Origin of the sequence: Paenibacillus paeoniae, assembly GCF_003388735.1 — a bacterium.
In the GTDB taxonomy this organism is placed as follows: Bacteria; Bacillota; Bacilli; order Paenibacillales; family Paenibacillaceae; genus Pristimantibacillus; species Pristimantibacillus paeoniae.
In genome coordinates this window covers 295,999-317,267 of record NZ_QUBQ01000002.1, presented here as the reverse complement: position 1 = coordinate 317,267, position 21,269 = coordinate 295,999, and the positions used below count along the sequence as shown (strand labels likewise).

Below are 21,269 nucleotides of genomic sequence, written 5' to 3'. Positions count from 1 at the left end.
AATGAGATGAAGACAAACGCGATAGAGAGCATTTATTCCCTATCCCCAACTCAGGAAGGCATGCTGTTCCATTCGGTGATGGAACCGGATTCCCAAGTCTACATTCAGCAAATGATCTTTGCTGTGAGGGGTCGTTGCGACCGCGATATGTTAGAGGAAAGCCTTAATCTGCTCATTCAGAAGCATGATATATTAAGAACCTCTTTTATCCATGATCGTGTGCAGAAACCGAGACAAGTATTGCTGAAGGAAAGGAGAACCGCCGTCCCTGCTGTAGATTTGCGTGGGATGTCCTCTGAGGAAGCCGAAGCTGGAGCCGATCAATATGCGCTCAACGATCGCGAACGCGGATTTGATCTCGCCAAGGATGTATTGATTCGCGCAGCCTTATTGCAGCTAGGGGCTGATCGTTTCCGAATCGTGCTTTGCCATCACCATATTGTAATGGACGGCTGGTGTATCCAGTTGATCTTGGACGATTTATTCGGTTTCTACCGTGAGCTAGCAGCGGGCCGGCGGATTGCGATCACACCGTCGGTTCCCTACAGCGAGTATATTCATTGGCTGGGCACCAGGTCGGCAGATGATGCTCTTGACTACTGGGATAGTTACTTGGACGGATTCGACCAGTCGTCCGGCATTCCAATGCTGGAGCTCAGTCCGGTCCATCATCGCGAGTATGAGCAAAGCCATTGGCAATTCGTTTGGAGCGAGGAGAGCACGGATAACCTGGTGAGGTTAGCCAGAACCCACCAGGTCACGATTAATCATGTCCTTCAAGCGATATGGGGCGTGCTGCTTCAGAAGTACAACGACACACGCGATGTAGTATTCGGCTCTGTCGTATCGGGTCGACCTACCGACATTGCAGGCATTGAGCACATGATCGGCTTATTCATCAATACGATCCCTGTACGGGTAAAATCCGATCAAGGGATGACTTTCCTGGACCTGCTCGACAGGGTAAGAAAAGGGAGCGTCGCTTCGGAACAGTTCGATTATGCTTCGTTGGCGGATATTCAAGATTTGTCGGCACTCAAGCAGCAACTGCTCGATCATATTTATATTTTTCAAAACTATCCTCTGGAACTGGATACGGCAGAGCAATCTGCCCTTTCCGGGCTCTCCTTCACCGTAGACGATATTCAAACCTACGAACAAACCAACTACGACCTCAACATTATGATTGCGCTTCATAAGCAAATTACCGTCAGACTTATTTATAACCGGCACGTGTATAAAGAGCGTCAAATGAAGGCAATTGAAAGCCATATGACCGCTATCATGAATCAGATTATGACTAACCCCAATATAGCTGTTGAGCGGATTGAGCTATTGACGGCTGAAGAAAGCGAATGGCTGAAAGCCTGGAATGCAGGCGCGATGGCAGACTTAAGTCTATCCCGCCTTGTACACAAGCAATTTGAGGAAATGGCTGATCGGCATCCGGACAAACTCGCAGTTATATTCGAGGGCAAAAGCGTGACCTACCGGCAGCTTGACGAGGAGTCCAATCGGATCGCGGCCTTTTTTGATGAGCGGAAGGGAGAGCCCGGGGAGGGGCCGGTCGGCCTATGGCTGGAGGGATCGGTCCATGTCCTGGCTGCGATGCTTGGCTGCCTGAAAGCAGGCGTCCCTTATATTCCAATCGATCCCTTATTCCCAGAGGAACGAGTGGCATCTATTATCGAGGACTCCGGAATGGAGTTGATGATATCCAGCAAGTCCAATATCAAATCGTTGAACAGGCTTCAATGGCAATGCCCTTCCCTTCATAGCTACTTATGTCTGGATTCCCTTCATATCTATGACGAGCAGGAGCGGGTAAATAATGAGCTGATGGAACGGGAGCTATGGGAGCATGTGGGAGCTGAGGCTGCGGATGATATTTCAGGGGGAGGCTGGCTAAGCAGCTATACGGGCGAACCGCTTGGAGAGGAGGAGATGGAGGAGTTTTCCGTTAATGCCTTTCAGAAGTTGCAGCCTTACTTGAGAATGGACTCGCGCGTGCTGGAGATCGGCTGCGCCACGGGACTAACGATGTTCCGGATCGCCCCCCATGTCGGCAGCTATGTAGGTACGGATATGTCGGCAGCCACTATTGAGAGGACAAGGCGCAAGGCAAGGGAGTTGTCCCTGTCCCAAATAGAGCTGCATACCCTGGCCGCACACGAGATTGGCCAATTGCAAGGGCAACGCTTCGATATCGTTATATTGAATAGCGTCATTCAATATTTCCATGGCCATCAATACTTCAGAGGAGTGCTGGAGCTGGTAATCGGATTGATGAAAGACGAAGGCGTTATTCTGGTCGGCGATGTGATGGACATGGACAAGAAGCCTGAGCTGCTCGCTTCTTTGCGTGAGTACAAGCAACAGTATCCTCAGGCGCGTACCAAACTCGATTACAGCGAGGAGCTATTCCTCCCGCGAGCTTATTTCACGGATCTGGTTCACAGCTTGACCGGGCTCCGCTCGGCTCGCTGTTCGAATAAAATCCATTCGATCGGCAACGAGCTTACCCGGTTCCGTTATGATGTGCTGCTGGATATCAACTTCAAAGCGGATAAGGAAATCGAAGGGAGCAGGCATAAATGGCAATACGACCGCAATGCGATCGCTCCCTATTCTGCCCAAAGGGTTCATCGCCCTATCGCTTCTGATCAGCTTGCTTATATCATCTATACTTCAGGATCTACCGGCAAGCCAAAAGGAGTGATGATCGAGCAGCAGCCGTTGAGCCGATTTTTGGCCAGCATGGTGCAGGCGCTGCCGATTGAGGACCAGGAAGCAATCCTATGTCTGACCACGCCCGCTTTTGATATTTTCACAGTGGAGTCGCTGCTTCCGCTTGCCTATGGCATGACGGTTATCGTTGCGAATCAAGAGGAGCGGTATGATGCCCAAGCACTGAATCGGCTGCTGCAAGCGCATCCGGTTACGATGGCTCAAATGACCCCGACGCGCATACATGCTTTATTGCAGGAGGGAGCGAATGATTGGATGCTGCGCCTGGAGCTGCTGTGTATCGGCGGCGAACCGTTTCCCCATTCGCTGCTTCATGGCATTCGCAAGCATACAACGGCGAAAGTATACAACATGTACGGCCCTACGGAGACGACGGTATGGTCGACCTCGCGATTGCTTGATGATGAGAAGGAGCAAAGATATATAAGCATCGGCCGTCCGCTCGCGGGAGAGACCGCCTATATCGTGGATGCAAGCGGTAATCTGCAGCCGCCAGGCATCGTCGGAGAGCTCTATATAGGAGGAACCGGGCTTGCTCGGGGTTATGTGAATATGCCGGAGCTGACCTCCGAGAAATTTGTATCGCTTCCCGCAGCAGGCGAGAGGGCGTACGCGACAGGAGATCTTGCGCGCTGGCGCGAGGACGGCTTGCTGGAATGTTTGGGACGGAAGGATCATCAGGTCAAGGTGCGGGGTTACCGAATCGAGCTTGACGAGATCGAAGGCAAGCTGAGAAAGATGAGCGAGCTGCAGGAAGCGGCAGTGCTGGCTCATAAGGATGAAGCGGGCGAGACGGAGCTGTACGCCTATGTTGTAGCCAAAGGCGAGTGGCAGCCTTTGGAGTGGCGAGAAGCCTTGCGTAAGGAGCTGCCGGATTATATGCTTCCAACGCACTTTGTCAGGCTCGATGCGATGCCTACAACCGTCAGCGGCAAGCTGGACCGCAAGGCATTGCCGGGACCGGATGGCAGGGGCAATCAAGCTGTAGATTATGCCGCCCCGGAGACGGAGATGGAGGAGCAGCTTGCGCACATCTGGCAACAAGTGCTTCAAGTATGGCCGCTGGGGATTGATCATAGCTTCTTCGATTGCGGGGGCCATTCGCTTAAGGCGATGCGTGTCGTCAGCCGCATTCATCAGACGATGAATCGTGCCATTCCAATCTCGGCCTTGTTCGAGCACAGCACGATTCGAAAGCTTGCCAGGCATATGGAGGAGACCGAACAAAATCGAGCTCTTCAGGCAGAGGAAGCTGAGCTGTCAGAGCGGAAAAACCAGCCGATTCTGAAAGCATCAGAGCAGGCATTCTATCCCGTTACGTCGATGCAGAAACGGCTGTACGTACTGAGCGGGCTGGAAGGAAGCTCGACGGTCTATAACATCCCGAATGCCTTGCTGCTGGAAGGGACAGTTGAGAGCGAACGGCTGTCGAAGGCGCTTGCGGCGCTTGTCCGGCGTCATGATATTCTGCGCACGGCGCTGGTTATGCATGAAGGGGAGCCGGTACAGGTGATCCAGGAGGATGCTGAGCTGGCGCTGGAGGAGGTTGCCGGCAAAGGGCGGAGCGCGGAAGAGCATATCCGGCAATTCCTTCGGCCGTTCGACTTGTCGCAAGCGCCGCTTGTGCGGGTTGCGCTTGTTCACTTGGGAAATGCGCGCAGCCTGCTGCTGACGGACATGCATCATAGCATTGCCGACGGGGTCTCGATGGGCATCTGGGCGGAGGAGCTGATGCAGCAGTACGACGGCGGACCGGAGCGGGCGAGGCCACGCATTCAGTACAAGGATTATGCGGTCTGGCAGCAAGAGCAGCTTGCCGGCGAAGCGATGCAGGCACAGGAGCGGTACTGGCTGTCGCAGTTCGCCGGGGAGCTGCCGGTGCTGGAGCTGCCGACGGACAAGCCAAGGCCGCCTCTTCGGAGCTTCGCGGGCGACCGGATTACGTTCAGCTCGGGAGCAGAGCTGGGCGGCAAGCTGAAGCGGCTGGCGGAGGAGACGGGTGCGACGCTGCATATGCTGCTGCTCGCAGCGTACAACGTGCTGCTGTCGCGGTACACGGGGCAGACGGACATCGTCGTCGGCACACCGGTCGCAGGCCGGGATGCGCCGGAGACGGAAGGCTTGATCGGCATGTTCGTTCATACGCTGGCGTTGCGCAATAAGCAAGAGCCAGAGCAGACATTCCGCGCCTTCGTGGAGAAGGTGAAGCGCAATGCGTTGGAGGCTTATGAGCATCAGCATTACCCGTTCGAGAAGCTGGTAGAGCGGGTACAGCCACAGCGGGACATGAGCCGTCATGCGCTGTATGACGTCATGCTGGTTGTGCAGAACATGGAGCTGCCGCCTTACCGGCTTGGAGACATGAAAGTCACGCCGTATCCGGTGGAGATGAAGGTGGCGAAGGCGGATCTGACGCTGGAGGCGTGGGAAGCGGAGGGTGAAATTTGGTTTACGCTGGAATATAGCACGGTGCTGTTCGAGCGGACGACGATGGAACGCTGGAGCGGCCATCTCTTGGAGCTGCTGGCATCGGCAGCGCAGAGCCCAGACGCCAAGCTGAAGGATTTGGAAGTGCTGAGTGAAGAGGAAAGAATGCTGCTGCTGGAGGGGTTCAACGCGACGGAGGCGTCCTATCCGAGGGAGAAGACGCTGCATGCTTTATTCGAGGAACAGGCGTTGCGGACGCCGGGCCATATCGCGGTGGTGCACGGCGAAGAGAGAATCAGTTATGTGGAGCTGCAAGAGCGTGCAGCCAAGTTGGCTTCGGACCTAAGAAGCTGCGGCATCAGACGGAAGTCGCTTGTAGGGGTGCTGTTAGACCGCTCGGTCGGAATGATTGTCGGGCTCTTGGCGATCTTGAAGGCGGGAGGCGCATACGTGCCGATCGATCCGGATTATCCGGAGGAGCGGATTCACTACATCCTGGAAGATAGCGGGGCCAGCTTGCTGCTTGCGCGAAGCGGAAGTAATCTGCAGAACGTGGTGCCTGCCGGCTGCAACTTGCTGGAGCTGCTTGCGGATGGTCAGATCGGGGGGCAGAACAGTAGCGCTTCACCAGTATGGGAAGATGTAGTCGCGTTGCAAGCCGCGGCAATAGAAGCTGCTGTGGACGATGTGAACCTTCAGTCGGAAGAGGATTTGTCCGACTATACCGGCCCTTATGATCTTGCTTACGTCATTTATACGTCAGGAACGACAGGTAAGCCCAAGGGCGTCATGATCGAGCACCGGAATGTGGTGCGTCTGCTCATGAACAGCGGCAATCGCTTCGACTTTGGCGATACGGACCGCTGGACGATGTTCCATTCGTATTGCTTTGACTTCTCGGTCTGGGAGATGTACGGAGCTTTGCTCTACGGAGGAAGTTTGCATATCGTGCCGAAGCCGGTGGCGCAGGACCCGCAAGCGATGGCGGAGCTGCTTGAACGAGAGGGCATTACGGTGCTGAACCAGACGCCGACAGCGTTCTATCCGCTTATCCAGGCGATGAGCGAATCTGCGGCGAGGAAGCTGGCGCTGAGATACGTCATCTTCGGCGGCGAGGCGCTGACTCCGTCCCGATTGAAGCCGTGGCGAGAAAGCTATCCGGGTATCAAACTGGTGAACATGTACGGCATTACAGAGACGACAGTCCATGTCACTTACCGAGAGCTGGAGGAGGCGGACATGGAAGGGACCGCCAGCTCAATCGGGAAGCCACTGCCGACCCTACGCGCGTATATATGGTCACCGGAGAATGACGGGCTGGCTCCGATCGGGACGGCAGGCGAGCTGTATATAGCGGGCGAAGGGGTCGCAAGAGGTTATCTGAACCGGGCAGAGCTGACGGCCGAACGCTTCCTTCCCGATCCGTACCGGCCCGGCGAGCGGATGTACCGGACGGGCGATCTGGCCAGATGGCTGGCGGACGGGACGCTGGAATACAGGGGGCGGATAGACGATCAGGTGAAAATCCGGGGACACCGGATTGAGCTGGGCGAGGTGGCGGCGCATGTGCAGCGGGAGCCGGGCATTCGCGGAGCGGCAGTTATCGCCATACGGGATGCGTCAGGACAACAGTCGCTCGCCGTCTATTATGAAGCCAATGAAGCAAGAGCGCAGGCCGAATGGCGCCGTATACTGGCGCGCCGATTGCCGGAGTATATGATTCCGCATTATTTTGTGCGGGTAGAACATCTTCCGCTCACAACCAACGGCAAGCTCGATCGGCAAGCCCTGCCGAAGCCGGAGGATAGCGTAGAGCGCGATGCTGTCTATACACCGCCAGAGAATGAGTTGGAGGTGAAGCTGTCGCAAATTTGGCAAGAGGTATTAGGCGTGAGCAGAGTTGGCAGAGGTGACAGGTTCTTCGATATGGGCGGAGACTCTATTAAAGCGATACAAGTTTCTGCACGGCTGTATCAGGCCGGATACAAGATGGAAATTCGTAATTTGTTCGCCTATCCCGCCATTCAAGAACTCAGCCGATGGGTCCAGCCTCTGCGAAAGCAAGAGTACCAGGGCGAGATTGTCGGCAGGGCGCCGCTGACGCCTATCCAGCAACGGTTTTTCGATATGCAGTTGGCCCGTCCTGATTATTATCACCAGGCTGTTGTTTTATTCCGCAAGGACGGATTCGATCCAGAGTTTACGAGACAGGTATTACAGAAGCTGCTTGAACATCATGACGCGCTGCGAATGAGCTTTCAGAGGGAGGATGACGGCGTTATGAATGCTTGGAATCGAAGCATCGCCGACACAGCGCCTGTCGCCTTTGAGACCTATAGCTGCAGGGACGATTCTGATGTGAGACAAACGATAGAGCGGGCAGTGCCTGACATTCACGGGCGTCTGCGGCTCCAGGATGGTCTGCTGCTAAGTGCTGGACTGTTCCAAGCTGCAGACGGCGATCATTTGATGATTTCGATCCATCACTCCGTAGTGGACGGAGTTTCGTGGCGCATCCTGCTCGAAGATTTCAACCGGGGCTATCGACAGAAGCTGCTGCTGGAGGAGATTTATTTTGATGCCAAAACAGACTCGTATTTGAAATGGGCTCAGTCACTGGCCGACTATGCCCACAGCGATCGGCTAGCTTCCGAACGAGACTATTGGCAATGCCTGCAGGGACAGCAGGATTATCAATTGCCCGTCGACTTCGAATCGCTCGATGAAAGTCTGATGGGAAGCGATCAGCAAATCGTACAATGGAACGAAGAAGATACAAGACTGCTGCTGACAGGCACGAATAAGGCATATCGTACGGAAGTAAATGATATTTTGCTTGCAGCTTTGACGGCAGCGTTATCTGAATGGTCGGGAGAAGAGCGGTTTATCATCCATCTGGAAGGGCATGGCCGGGAGGAAGTGCTGCCAGATGTGAATGTCACGCGAACGGTCGGTTGGTTTACGAGTTTATTTCCGTTCGAATTAGTCCTGCCGCATAACAAAGAGCTTTCCTCTCTGGTTAAGGAGACCAAAGAGCGTCTTAGAGCCGTTCCCAACAGAGGGATAGGATACGGAATCCTTCGCTATTTGGCTGCTGACAAGATAGAGCCGGCGCAGGGGGATATTTGCTTCAATTATTTGGGACAATTTGATGACGAAGGGAACGATGAGCAATCGGTATTTCTCTGGTCGCCTCATTCCAGCGGACCGTCACTGTCACCGGAGGATCGCAAAGGAAGGACCTACAAGATCGAGCTTAACGGCGCGGTTCGGGAAGGGAAATTAGGGATTACGGTTGATTATTGCCGCGCCCGCTTTGCACCGGATACGATCAAGCGCTTATGCGATGCCTTGCAGAGCAGCCTGGTTGCGATCATTCGCCACTGCCATGCAAGGTCGAAGCCCGAATTAACGCCAAGCGACTTGTCGTACAGCCGATGGTCGATAGATCAATTGAAAGATTTGGCCGAAAGCTATGAGCATCGGGGGGAGCTGGAGGATATCAGTCTGCTGTCTCCCATGCAGGAAGGTTTGCTATTCCATAGTGCGAACCATCCTTTGTCCGAAGCTTATTTTGTCCAAAGCGCCTTTGCACTCGAAGGCTCTCTGAATCCGCTCTGGCTTGAGGAAAGTATGAATGAAGTCATTCGCAGGCATCAGGCACTGCGAACGAATTATTGCAAGGGCGACGGAGAACGTCTCTACCAGCTTATATTCCAAAGCAGGGATATCACTTTCCGCCATATGGATTGGCGCGGCTCGGAGGAGCCAGTCGTGCGAGAACGTTTGGACCAATATAAGCAAGAGGATCGGACCGAGGGCTTCAATCTGGCGTGCGGCGACTTGATGAGGGTGGCGCTTATCCGGACTGGCGAAGACAAGCATTGGGTCGTATGGAGCTTCCATCATATTATTCTGGACGGCTGGAGCATGCATCTAGTGCTGCGGGAATGGCTGCATATTTACCGCTCCTATCTGAAGCAAGAGCAGCCGCGCCTTCCGCAACCAGAGCGGTATACCGGTTATCTAAGACGATTCGCAACCGAAGAATTGCCGGAATCCGCAGCTTTTTGGTCGGACTATCTGCAAGGCTTGGAGCAAACAACCGTATTTCCTCAAGCTATTCAGACTCGCATGGAGCGGAAGGCTATGCCCAAACAATACGGCTGCTCTCTCAGCTCATCCTTAACGGAGAGCATCGACAGGGAAGCGAGAAAACTCGGTGCAACGGCGAACAGCCTCATGCAAGCGGCTTGGGGCGTGGTGCTGCAACGATACAACGATTCGCGCGATGTTGTATTCGGCAGTGTCGTGTCGGGGCGTCCGGCAGAACTGCTTGGCGTAGAGAATATGGCAGGACTATTCATTAATACGATTCCGGTCAGAATGAACAGCCGCCCAAATCAGACCGTTAGGGAAGCCATCATGGAGATGCAGCAGCACCATCTCGCCTCTCAATCCCATGACCATTGCCCGCTGTATACGATACAGTCGATGACGGCGCTTAAGGAATCTTTGATTAACCATTTATTCATCTTCGAGAATTATCCGGTTGATCAAGCGGCAGCGGAGCTTCACGATGAGCTTGGTTTTCATATTCAAGCTGCCGAGCTCTACCAGCCGACTCATTATGATCTGAATATCATGGTAATTCCGGATTCTGTCTATCGCGTGCAGATCGATTATAACGGGCATGCCTTTACCGAGATGATGATCCAGCAAATGATAGGGCATTACACCGAGGTGCTGGAGCAATTTGCATGTACAAGCCATTCTGACAGGCTGCTGGATGAAGTACATCTGCTTTCCTCTGAGGAACGGGAGCAAATACAGGCATTTAATGAAGCAGCTTGCCTCAGTGAGCCGCCGAGCGAGACCATTCATGAATGGGTTGAAAAGCAAGCCGGTGAACATCCGGGGAGAATAGCCGTTGTATTCGAAGAAACAAGCATGACCTATCATGAGCTGAACGAACAAGCCAATGGCCTCGCCAGGATGCTGCAAGCCCGGGGAGCCCGGCCGGATGATCTTATCGCTATCGTGATGACAAGATCGGCTCAGTTCATAGTTGGTCTGTTAGGTATTATGAAATCGGGAGGCGCTTATGTGCCAATCGATCCCTCCTATCCGGATGAGCGCATCCGTTACATGCTGGAGGATAGCGGAGCCTGTATCTGGATCATCGATCATGATCAGGCTGATCGGGCACGAGGCTGGCAAGCAGGGGATGCTCCAAGTGTTGTTATCGACTCCGCTGAACTGCCGGGCTGGTCTGCGGCAGCCAATCCCGATAGTGCCGCTAAAGCGAATCATTTGCAGCATGTTCTGTATACATCCGGTACGACTGGCAAGCCGAAAGGTGTCCAGCAGGAGCACCGGTCGCTAGTGAATCTGATTCACTATCATCAAGAGATATTACAGATGGACGCAGGGAGAGTGATGCAATATGCATCATTAAGCTTTGATATGTGTTATTTGGAAATCTTCTATACGCTTTGCTCGGGCGGCACGCTGTATATGCTGGAAGAGGATAAGAAAAAGAAGTGGCCTGCCATCGCATCCTTTATTGAGCAACATCGATTGCGGACCGTATTTTTCCCGACGGCGCTATTCAAGACCATGCCTGCTTCTCTTTACGATCCGTTGCTGGGTACAGTGAGACATATAGGCGTTGCGGGCGAGCAGCTTGCGCTTACTCCATCCTTTATCGAGGCGCTGCAGCGCAGCGATGTTCATTTGCATAATCAATATGGACCAACGGAGTCACATGTCATTACCAATCTGACATTGAAGCAAGGAGATGCGATTACGGCAACTCCGGGTATCGGAAGCCCGATTGCGAATACACGCATCCACTTGCTGAGCCGCAGCGGTCAGCATCAGCCTGTGGGGATACCCGGAGAGCTGTACGTTTCCGGACCTGGCATCGCTCGCGGCTACCATCAGTTGCCTGAGCTCACGGAAGATCGCTTCACCATGGCAAAATCCTCATCGGGTGAGCGCTTATACCGGACGGGAGATATGGCCAGATGGCTTGGCGATGGAACTTTGGAGTATCTGGGCCGAAGTGATGATCAGGTGAAAATCCGTGGTTATCGCGTAGAGCTTGGTGAAGTAGAAGCTGTGCTTATGAGCTTGCCGGGAGTATCCGAAGCATTCATTCTTTATACCGGGGAAGACGATGGCGATCGACAGCTTGTCGCCTATTATGCCGCGGAGACGGCGATTGAACCGTCTTCCATCAGGAAGGGAATGAATAGCTTGCTGCCGGACTACATGGTGCCCGCGCTCTATGTGTGTCTGGATTATCTGCCATTGACCCGAAATGGGAAGGTGGATCGGCTCGCGCTGCCAGATCCGCTTGCCATGCAGGCGCGGGACGAAACGGAAGCGACAGACGCAACAGCAGAGGAAATCCGGATTCGAAAGCTATGGGAGAAAGTGCTGAAGAGAGACGGAATTGGATTGGCCGAAGATTTCTTTGACTTAGGCGGGCATTCTCTTCTCGCCATAAGGCTGGAGATTGAGTTGGAGAAGGAAGGCCTCGATACAGAGGGGCTGAATATTTACAAGCATCGCACAATTAGGGAAATGGCAAGGTACCTGTACAAGGCTAATGACGAGCAAGAGGACTCACATGCCGTTTCTATTCATCATTTGGTTGAAGAACCGAAATAAGAAGAGGAGTGACGATATGGAAGAGATCACGCGTATTCAGAAGCTGTCTGCCGAGGAGTTTTTCCAAAAATACTATTCTCCCTATCATCCCGTAGTTATTACGGACTGGATGGAAGAATGGGGGGCGACGAGCAAATGGAGCAATCCGGACTATCTGAAAGAGAAGGTCGGCAATAAAGTGCTGCCAGTAGCCAGATCGGACAAACGGCTGACGCTGGGTGATCTGGAGAAAGGATACCAGACGATTAAAGTCAATCAAATGGATTTTCATGCCTTTATGGATACAATTACAAGTAACGAGCGGGATGCAGATTTGTTTTATTACTTGCAGCAGATTCCGATTTCAACCTTTCCGGAGCTGGCGGGGGATTTCCAAGTTCCTGAGTTCATTCAGGGGAAGGACATTAAGGTTAATCTTTGGCTTGGCTCTGGCGGAAATATTACGCCTACGCACTTTGACCCTGCCTCCAACTTCCTGGCTCAGGTTAAAGGGGAGAAAAAGCTGATGCTGTATGCGCCGAACCAGACGTCGAGATTGTATCCATTCCCGTTCCATTCGTCTAACGGCAATCTGAGCCGCGTCGATGTATTGAATCCCAATCTGGATAGGTATCCGAGGTATAAAAAAGTACAAGCGATCGAATGTACCCTTAAGGCAGGGGAGATGCTGTTCCTTCCGGCTTTCTGGTGGCATTCAGTGGAAACGATCACGCGGGATTATACAATATCGCTCAATTTTTGGTGGGACCCGCCGATGAAGCAGTACATGACGCCGCTAGGCCTGAGGACGAAGATGACCATTTTGTATCACCGAACCAGGCTGTTACTGAATGCGAAATGATCTTGCTCAATGACTAGACAGGTGCGACAGGCAGTCATTTAGGATAGACAGGTTGTCCAATTTATTCATGAGAGCAGAGGCTATCCCCAAGCTGAATCAGCAGATCAGCGGCATGGGAGATAGCCTCTTTGTTCAACTTACCTTATCTTAGCGGTGTCCGAACACGGATACATCGATGACATCGAAGCCTCTTAGTCTGCGGTTCCCTTTGCAGAGGGCATGTGCTCTAATATGAAGCACTTCGCCAGGCACACGGAATGTCTCGGAGAACGATTCGCCTGGAGCCAGCTTGATTCTTCTCAGACGGCCTACGGCACGGCCGCGCTCCGAGCTGGAGAAGATCGTGATGATGACACAGGATACGGACTCAAAGCGATTGTCTGCATTAACCCGAATGGTCTCGAAGTTGCGGACATCGATACCTTCACGACGACGGCGACGGTCACGGTCTCTATCGCGGTCACGATCTCTGTCACGATCACGGTCACGGTCTCTATCGCGGTCACGATCTCTGTCGCGGTCACGATCTCTGTCGCGGTCACGATCTCTGTCACGGTCGCGATCTTTGTCACGGTCCCGATCATGATGGTGGTGATGGTGATGATGATCGTGGTCGTGATCATGGTCATGGTGATGGTGGTCATGATGACCATCGTGACGACGGCGAGTCAGCAATTTGGTTTGACCAGGACGAAGGAAAACACCTCTACGGGGGGTTGTGAACAATAATCTGTTATTTGACATGTATACACCTTCTTCTTATAAAGTACTACATGCTATGAGCGAGCTCTAGCAATTGCTTGTACTCTTGACTAAAGGTGAATGTCACAACCTTCGCAGAATAGGATTGTTAGTTAGGCTTTTGCAATCACTTTATCGATGATCCCGTAAGCCAGTGCTTCCTCCGCCGACATGAAATAGTCGCGGTCCATATCTCTCTCGATACGCTCTAGAGGCTGCCCGGTACGCTCCGAGGTAATCCGGTTCAGCTTCTCTCGATTAGCCAATATCCGCTTGGCGCTTATTGCGATATCGGCAGCCTGACCTTGAGCGCCGCCATGCGGCTGATGAATCATAATCTCGCTGTTCGGTAACGCGAGCCGCTTGCCTTTCTCTCCAGCCAGGAGCAGAATAGCTCCGAAGGAAGCAGCGAACCCTGTGCAGATCGTTTGAATTTGCGGCTGAATATACTGCATCGTGTCATAAATGGCAAGACCTGCTGTCACCGAGCCGCCTGGACTGTTAATGTACATATGAATGTCCTTCTCCGGATCATCAGCGGTCAGGAACAAGAGTTGGGCAATGATACTGTTGGCGACTGCATCGTTAATTTCTGAGCCGATAAATACGATCCGGTCCTTAAGCAAACGGGAATAGATGTCGTATGAGCGCTCTCCGCGATTAGTTTGCTCTACGACATAAGGTATAGGAATGTTCATCGTTTGGCCTCCGTTCAACTAGTGAAAGTGTTGTAGCGAATGATAAACGATTCAGAGTGCTTGAAAGATACGGTGCATATTAAATAAAATAAAGAAGAAAATGCGTATCTTTTGGGATGCTTCATTCGTTTATCCTATAAAGGGAGAGGCTTATCTTCGCGCGAGGAGGCTGTGCAATAATGAAGATGATTACGAAGGACATGACGGAGCAGCAAGAGCTCGATTGGGAGAGCTTGCAGACATCCCTATACCGTTACTGTCTGGTGCTGACCGGCTCGGAGTGGGATGCGGCGGACTTGTCGCAGACGGCCTGGAACAAGTCTATTCGTCGACTGCGGGAGCAAGGACATGACAATCCAGAAGCGTTCCTGCTTCGTACGGCCAAAAACAGCTGGATTGACGATTGCCGCAGGAAAGCGGCGTACAAGGAGCTTTTGGATGGAATGGTGCATACGTACCGGCAGGATGCTGCCATGCCGAAGACGCATGATTCCGAGCTGGCGATGCAAGCACTCTTCCGTCATCTATCCCCGATCCAGCGGACAGTCTTCGTACTAAGAGAAGCGCTCGGTTACTCTATTGCAGAAACAGCCGAATGGATGGAAACAACGGAAGGCGCAGTGAAGGCCGCGCTCTATCGCGCGCGTCAATCGCTTGGAGCTGTCAGAGAGAACATCAAAGGGGAAGAGTCTGTCGTTCTTCTAGATTCGGAGGATCGTGAGGCCGCAATTCGTTCAGTTAAGGCGCTGGAAGAAGGGCGAGTGGCGGATCTGGTCTACCTGCTCTATGGAGAGCCGTATTATACAGCTCATGCCGTGCAAGGCTACCATGCTCCCTTCCGGGCGAATCATACGTCCGGACAATCGTATTCTACAACATCCATGCGGATGTGTGCATAAGGTTAACGAGCAAAAAAAGACTAGATGTCGGGGCTATTCTTACAATAGCAGCCTCGCATCCAGTCTTTTTTATTGATATTTGCCAAGCATTTGCTGCAGCCTCTGTGCGATATGGGACCTCAGTGCTGGCGGTTCGATGACTTCGGCGTCTTCGCCAAAGCCGAGAATGAGATGCGGCAGCCAGCTCGTCAGCGATCGCTCATCCGATTGAAAACGAACGGTTAAGGAGCCGTCTTCATGATAGTCCTTCTCCGCCTGATGAAGACGATCAAGCGCCCTGGCCAGAGAAGTGGCGGAGAAATGGATCACGACCGTAATCGCTTTGCTTTCTTGCGAGCGGTAGTCGCTCCATTCATCGCGTTCGGCTTGCGGCTGATGCCGGTCTGCAAAGTGCTGGCCGATTGACTTCAGCTCTTCCATCCGGGACAGCTTGAACTCGCGGTAATCTTGACGATTTCGGCAATAGCCGTACAGATACCACGAATCGTTGCGGTATAACAGCTGCACCGGCTCTACGGTCCGCTCCAGCCGCTCGTTTTTCAAGCTGATATATTGGAAACGGACGACTCTGAGCTCGGAAATACTGTCTCGAAGCAATTGCAAGGATTTGCGGTAGACGTTGCGTCCCCCGATATCCAGGGACAGGGGGGAGGCTTGCTGTCCGCTCTGAATGGTCTTGAGCCTGCGAATGGTCTCGGCCGCTCGCTCGTCCTGGAAGACGGTAGACATCGACTGCAGCACGGTGACGAGCGAGTCAACGTCATAGCTGCCGAGCAGACTGCGGTCCATCTTGTATTCCTCCATAATGCCGTAACCGCCGTTGACGCCTTGATACGACACGACAGGGATGCCTGCGGCACAGATGGTCTCAATATCGCGGTAGATCGTTCGTTGCGATACGTTGTACTTGTCTGCCAGCTCGGATGCGGACAGAATTTCATTATTAAGCAGCATATAGACCAAGGAGATCAGTCTCTCCAGCTTCATGGGATTAGCTCCAATCGTATAGGGATGACACCTGAATCATGGAAGAGAAATAGGTTATCCCTGTTCCTTCTGAAAGGCGGCGATGGCGGCATAAGGTTCTTCCAGCAATCGCGGCAACTGAGCGAAGAGGGGAAGCAGCTTGCGGTAGGCTTCAGATGCCGCTTCGTCTGGCTTATGCGTATGAATGCCGCCGACCATTCCCTTTACTTCGTCAAGCGATTCGATCTCTCCTTGTCCGTACATCCCAAGCACAACAGCGCCAAGACAGGAGCTCTCGAAGCTTTCCGGCACGGTCACGTCCTGGCCGAACACATCTGCCAGCATCTGTCTCCATAGCTCCGAGCGGGCGAAGCCGCCTGTTGCAAGTACATGGGCAGGCGGGCCGATCAGCTCTTGCAGAGCCGATAATACGGTATATAAATTCATGATGACGCCTTCCATGGCCGCTCGGATCATATGCTCTTTCTTATGATGCATACCGAGGCCAAAGTAAGAGCCGCGCGCATTGGAATTCCAGATTGGCGCGCGTTCACCTGCTAGATAGGGGTGAAAGAGCAGTCCGTCCGATCCCGGCGGCACCTTAGCCGCAATGCCAGTCAGCAACTCGTACGCATCAATGCCCAGCCGCTTGGCTGTCTCCACTTCGGCGCTTGCCAGCTCATCCCGAACCCATCGAAGAATCATGCCCCCATTGTTCACAGGACCGCCGATGACCCAATGCTTCTCGGTAAGCGCGTAACAGAAGACGCGGCCTTCCGGATCGGTAACAGGTCTGTCCGTCACCGTTCGGACCGCACCGCTAGTGCCGATAGTGACCGCTACAACGCCGGGATCGATAGCAGCTACTCCAAGATTAGAGAGGACGCCGTCATTAGCGCCTGTAATAAACGTCATATCGGCGGGAAGCCCTGTTGCTGCCGCATAGTCTGGATGAAGTCCTGACATGGCGTGGGTAGTAGCCACCGGCAGTGATAATTGTTCGCGGGTTATGCCAGCAAGCTGGAGCGCTTCCTCGTCCCAGTCCAATGTCTCCAGATTGAGCAGCCCGGTTGCGGAAGCAATGGAATGATCGATCACATATTGGCAAAGCAGACGATGGAAGACGAATTCTTTGATAGAGATAAACTTATGGTTCGGCTTGAACAACTCCGGTCTCTCGTTGCGCAGCCACACAAGCTTGACGAGCGGCGACATCGGATGGATAGGCGTGCCTGTGCGCCGGTAGATTTCATGGCCGTTATGATGGGTCTTGATCCTATCGGCATAGGCCGCGCTGCGATTGTCCGCCCATGTAATGGATGGTGTGAGCGGCAGGCCGTCACCGTCTACGACAATGAGACTGTGCATGGCGGAGCTGAATGCAACAAATCCGACTTCCTCGCCAGCTGCGCCGGCTTGCTCCAGACAGCCTCGGATGGAAAGGATGACGGCCTGAAAGATAAGCTCAGGATCTTGCTCTGCGACTCCTGGCGCGGGAGTCAAGAGAGGGTATTCCATTCCGTGGCGGCTAAGTGCATGGCACTTGGTGTCAAATAATACCGCTTTCGTGCTGGTTGTGCCGATATCGACGCCCATCCGATAAGGTTTCATCTTCATTATACCTCCTGCATAGTGAAGCAAAGAATAAGTAGCTTGTCTTGCTCTTCTTGCTGCAGAACCCCATTTACTAGGGCTCTAGCGATAGAATTTCGCGGAGATCCTGTTCAGATAAGGAAGAGATGGATTCATTTCCGGCTTCAACGATGTCGTCTATCAGTCCTTTTTTGCGCAGCTGAAGCTCAACCATCTTGTCTTCTACCGTTCCTTCCGCAACGAGGCGGATAATCTGGACGACATTCTTCTGTCCGATTCGGTGTGCGCGGTCAGCGGCTTGCTGCTCAACGGCGGGATTCCACCATAGATCATACAGAATGACAGTATCCGCCCCTGTCAGATTAAGCCCGGTACCGCCAGCCTTGAGCGACAGCAGGAACAGCTCTCGCTCGCCCTCGTTAAATCTGCTGCAAAGCTCCACACGCTTCTTCGCCGGCGTAGTTCCATCCAGATAGAAGTAGCTGACGCCGCGATAGCCGAGCTCCCGCTTGATAATGTCCAGCATCTCTGTAAATTGGGAGAAGATAAGCGCCCGCTTGCCGGAATTGCGGCATTCCTCTACCAGCTCCATTAACTGCTCGAACTTGGCTGAGCTGCCGTTATACCCTTCAACGAATAAGGCTGGATGGCAGCAGAGCTGGCGCAATCTCGTAATACCAGCCAATATTCGGATGCGATTTCGCCCGTAATCTCCACTGTCCAAATGCTTCAGAGAGTCCTGACGCAGCTTCGCCAGATAAGCGGTGTATAGCTTCTTCTGTTCCGGCAGCAGCTCGGTGGAGATTGTCGTCTCGATCTTCTCCGGCAGCTCCTTCAGCACATCAGACTTGAGCCTGCGCAAGAGAAAGGGTCTGCTGCGCTTCGCCACGACGTCTCTCGCCAGCTCGCCGAACGCCTTTTTGGAAGGGAACAGCTCAGGGAAGACGACTCGGAAGATGGACCATAGCTCGTCCAGCCTGTTCTCGATCGGCGTGCCTGTCAGTGCAAAGCGATAGGTTGCCTTAATCGCTCTTACTGCGCTTGCGGTCTGGGTGGTGTCGTTCTTGAAAGCTTGGGCTTCATCGAAGATCACTGTATGGAAAGGATGCTTGGCATATTGCTCAAAGTCTCTTCGCAGCAGCGGATAAGAGGTAATGATGATATCGGGCTTAGCTGCTGACTCTGATTCATCGGCATATTCACCAAGACTGGTCGCGGTTCTGGCGGTATGAATATCATAAAGCACGCCATTGCGTTCTTCCTTGCTCCCATCGGCTACGATAACATGCAGCTCCGGTGCGAATCGCTCCAGCTCATTGCGCCAATTGTAGATGAGTGATGCAGGCGCAGCGATTAGCGCAGGCTGTCCGGAGGCCCGAATGGCCGGTGCAACAGAGAGGAGATAGGCAATGCTCTGAACGGTCTTGCCTAGTCCCATCTCGTCGGCCAAGATGCCGCCGAACCGGTAATGCGCGAGCGTCTTCATCCATTGATAGCCGTATCGCTGATAATCGCGCAGAACGGGCTCCAGCTTCTCGGGAACCGGAAAGTCGAGCTGATCCGGATGACGCATATCGTCCAATAGCTCGCGAAGCGATCGTCCAAGTTTGATAGTGGCATGCTCGATCGGCGTATCCAGCAGCGCCATAGCACGGCCCACAGGAATGCCTGTACCTTCGCCGAACAGAGTCGGGTGATGCAAGCCTACTCCGTTCATGACCCGCAAGAGAGCATCGAACTGTCCGGTGTTTAAAGGGAGGAGCGATCCACGAGCTAGTTTGTAATACGGCTTCTTCTCTTCGACGGCTCGTACGATCGCCTTAATCTCCCCTTCGCTGATGCCGTCCATCTGGAAGCGGAAGTGAAGCCAGTCGGTGCGTTCCTGCCATGTAATGTGCAGCTTGGGCGGCGGTATATCCGTGGCGAGCCGCAGCCTTACAGCGGAGGTGGCGTATACAGCCAGATGCTGCTCCAGCAGTGGCACCACTTCATGAAGAAAGTGAAACTCCGCATCGTCGCCCTCAATCAAATATCCGCCTTCTGTCTTGCCAAAGCGCTCATCCTCCATCATGGCGAGGATGTCCCCTTCCTTCTCTTGCTCCCGCATGAGGATACGGTCAGCTCCTCTTGGCTTGTCGGGTTCAAGCGGATTAAGTACGATATCGCCGTACTGGAATTCGAGCCCTGCAAGAAGCTTGCCGCGAAGCCTGTCCAGGTACATACGAGCTTGCAATGGCTGATAAAGTATCAGATTGGCAATCGATTCGGATACTTGGACAAAGCCCAGCTTCCTAAGACCGGGCAATACGCGCTGCATAAAAGGTTCGATCTGCTCATGAGCGATCGTGACCCGGCTCATCTTCTCCGATTCACGGGTGTCGGAGTAGAAGATGGCGTTCAGCCTTGCGAGCTGAGCCAATTGCTGGTGATGGACTCGATAGAAAATTCCTTCTGCGAACAGCATGCCGTAAGCATCCAGTACGACCAACTCGCTTAAGCCTTCAGCGGCAAGCTCATAACCTTCGGCGTCAGCGGCAAGGCCGAGGTGAAAGCGAAACGGAGCTTTCTCCTGCTCTTGAGCTAGCGTTAGTATTGGATAATCTTGAAACCCGCCGCTGTAATCGGACGGAATACTAACTCGGACATGGGATGCTTGCATAAGCGCAGCTAATAGTTCATTCCAGGCAAAAGGTGGAATATTGAGCAGCCGCTCGCTATCCGATGTTCGCCGAGGGGCTGTACCTGCATGTGCAAGCGAGTTCTCATCCTGCTTCTCCTGCTCGATCATCCGAATGAGTTTGTCCAGCACAGCATGATCTTTGCTTGAGAAGCGATGGAGCGCAGGATTATAAGCGAACAGCTTGGTGAACGGGTAGGATTGACCGTCCCGGATTCGCTCCAGCAGCTCCTGAATCCGCTGGACGACATAGAACCGTCCGGAGCCAATCTTTAGTTCGATGCCAACCCGATGCTTCCCATTCCCAATGGGCATAAGGCGGCAGCCGAATTCGACCGTCAGTAAGTCGCGGTCATCGCGCAGCTTGCCTGCCGCCGCTGTTCGCGAGATACGCGCCTCTTGGAACAGACCTAGCAAATGCTCCACGACGTCATGATCGGAATCGCTGCTCAAATATACTTTGCCCTTAGGCTCACCCACTCGTCTTGCTGGCTGGCGGGAGTCTGTCATAGATTTCGAGAGATGAATTAAAGCTGCAGCTGTATGCTTACAGTAATCATCATCGGTATAGAAGGCGAGGCATGTACACTCCGCTTGAAAGGAAGAGTCAGCCCTCTGCCATAGACTTACTTCATAGTTTCGTTTGCCGCTAGCGACAAGGGCAACATAACGCCCCTCACCCTCTTGACGATTGGATAATACTTGTCCGTTCCGTTCGATTACGGCACCGTCCGCAAAATGATCGGGACCGCATAGCTTCAGGATGAGGGCTTGATTGATATGAAAACTCATTGCGATCTCCTTTATGGAAAATGGTAGGATTGATGTTTGATCGAGATACAATACCGTCATCCTTCATTATAAATCATTTTTGAGAATAAGGAGCAACTTAGGTATTGCGAACTTGAACTGAATCCTTTATTATGGACATTAGAGATACTTGTTATCTATAATTATAAAGAGGAGGTAAAACACGCCGTTTTCTAAAAGAACAGATTATT

At 53.1% G+C, this 21,269-nt stretch carries 8 protein-coding genes; 3 read left to right on the top strand and 5 right to left on the bottom strand.

All coding sequences use genetic code 11. The features are described from left to right. Positions 1-6 precede the first annotated feature (6 nt). Both DX130_RS13875 and DX130_RS13870 read left to right on the top strand, forming a co-directional pair. Positions 7-11,853 carry a non-ribosomal peptide synthetase gene (locus tag DX130_RS13875; protein WP_116046360.1) on the top strand — a complete coding sequence of 3,949 codons (11,847 nt, stop codon included), beginning with the start codon at positions 7-9 and terminating at the stop codon, positions 11,851-11,853. 16 nt (positions 11,854-11,869) lie between these two features. Then, positions 11,870-12,694 carry a cupin-like domain-containing protein gene (locus DX130_RS13870; RefSeq protein ID WP_165861280.1) on the top strand — a complete coding sequence of 275 codons (825 nt, stop codon included), beginning with the start codon at positions 11,870-11,872 and terminating at the stop codon, positions 12,692-12,694. A gap of 147 nt (positions 12,695-12,841) precedes the next feature. Here DX130_RS13870 and DX130_RS26700 read toward each other — a convergent pair whose 3' ends face one another. Beyond that, on the bottom strand, positions 12,842-13,438 hold the full coding sequence (locus DX130_RS26700) for a hypothetical protein (RefSeq protein WP_206098823.1): 597 nt from the start codon (positions 13,436-13,438) through the stop codon (positions 12,842-12,844). 110 nt (positions 13,439-13,548) lie between these two features. Continuing rightward, positions 13,549-14,133, bottom strand: a complete 585-nt coding sequence (gene clpP, locus DX130_RS13860; protein WP_116046356.1) for an ATP-dependent Clp endopeptidase proteolytic subunit ClpP — start codon at positions 14,131-14,133, stop codon at positions 13,549-13,551. A gap of 179 nt (positions 14,134-14,312) precedes the next feature. On the opposite strand from clpP, the gene DX130_RS13855 reads away from it, so the two are divergent. Beyond that, complete coding sequence (locus tag DX130_RS13855) at positions 14,313-15,032, top strand: RNA polymerase sigma factor (protein WP_116046354.1); 720 nt, start codon at positions 14,313-14,315, stop codon at positions 15,030-15,032. Between the two features lie 69 nt (positions 15,033-15,101). On the opposite strand, the gene DX130_RS13850 is transcribed toward DX130_RS13855, so the two are convergent. The 3 genes from DX130_RS13850 to DX130_RS13840 form a co-directional block, all read right to left on the bottom strand. Then, on the bottom strand, positions 15,102-16,019 hold the full coding sequence (locus DX130_RS13850) for a helix-turn-helix transcriptional regulator (protein ID WP_116046353.1): 918 nt from the start codon (positions 16,017-16,019) through the stop codon (positions 15,102-15,104). A gap of 54 nt (positions 16,020-16,073) precedes the next feature. Beyond that, entirely contained in the window at positions 16,074-17,615 is a 1,542-nt protein-coding gene (gene gntK / locus DX130_RS13845) for a gluconokinase (RefSeq protein WP_116046351.1), read from the bottom strand. Positions 17,616-17,685: 70 nt separating this feature from the next. Then, on the bottom strand, positions 17,686-21,060 hold the full coding sequence (locus DX130_RS13840; RefSeq protein WP_116046349.1) for a DEAD/DEAH box helicase: 3,375 nt from the start codon (positions 21,058-21,060) through the stop codon (positions 17,686-17,688). Positions 21,061-21,269 lie beyond the last annotated feature (209 nt).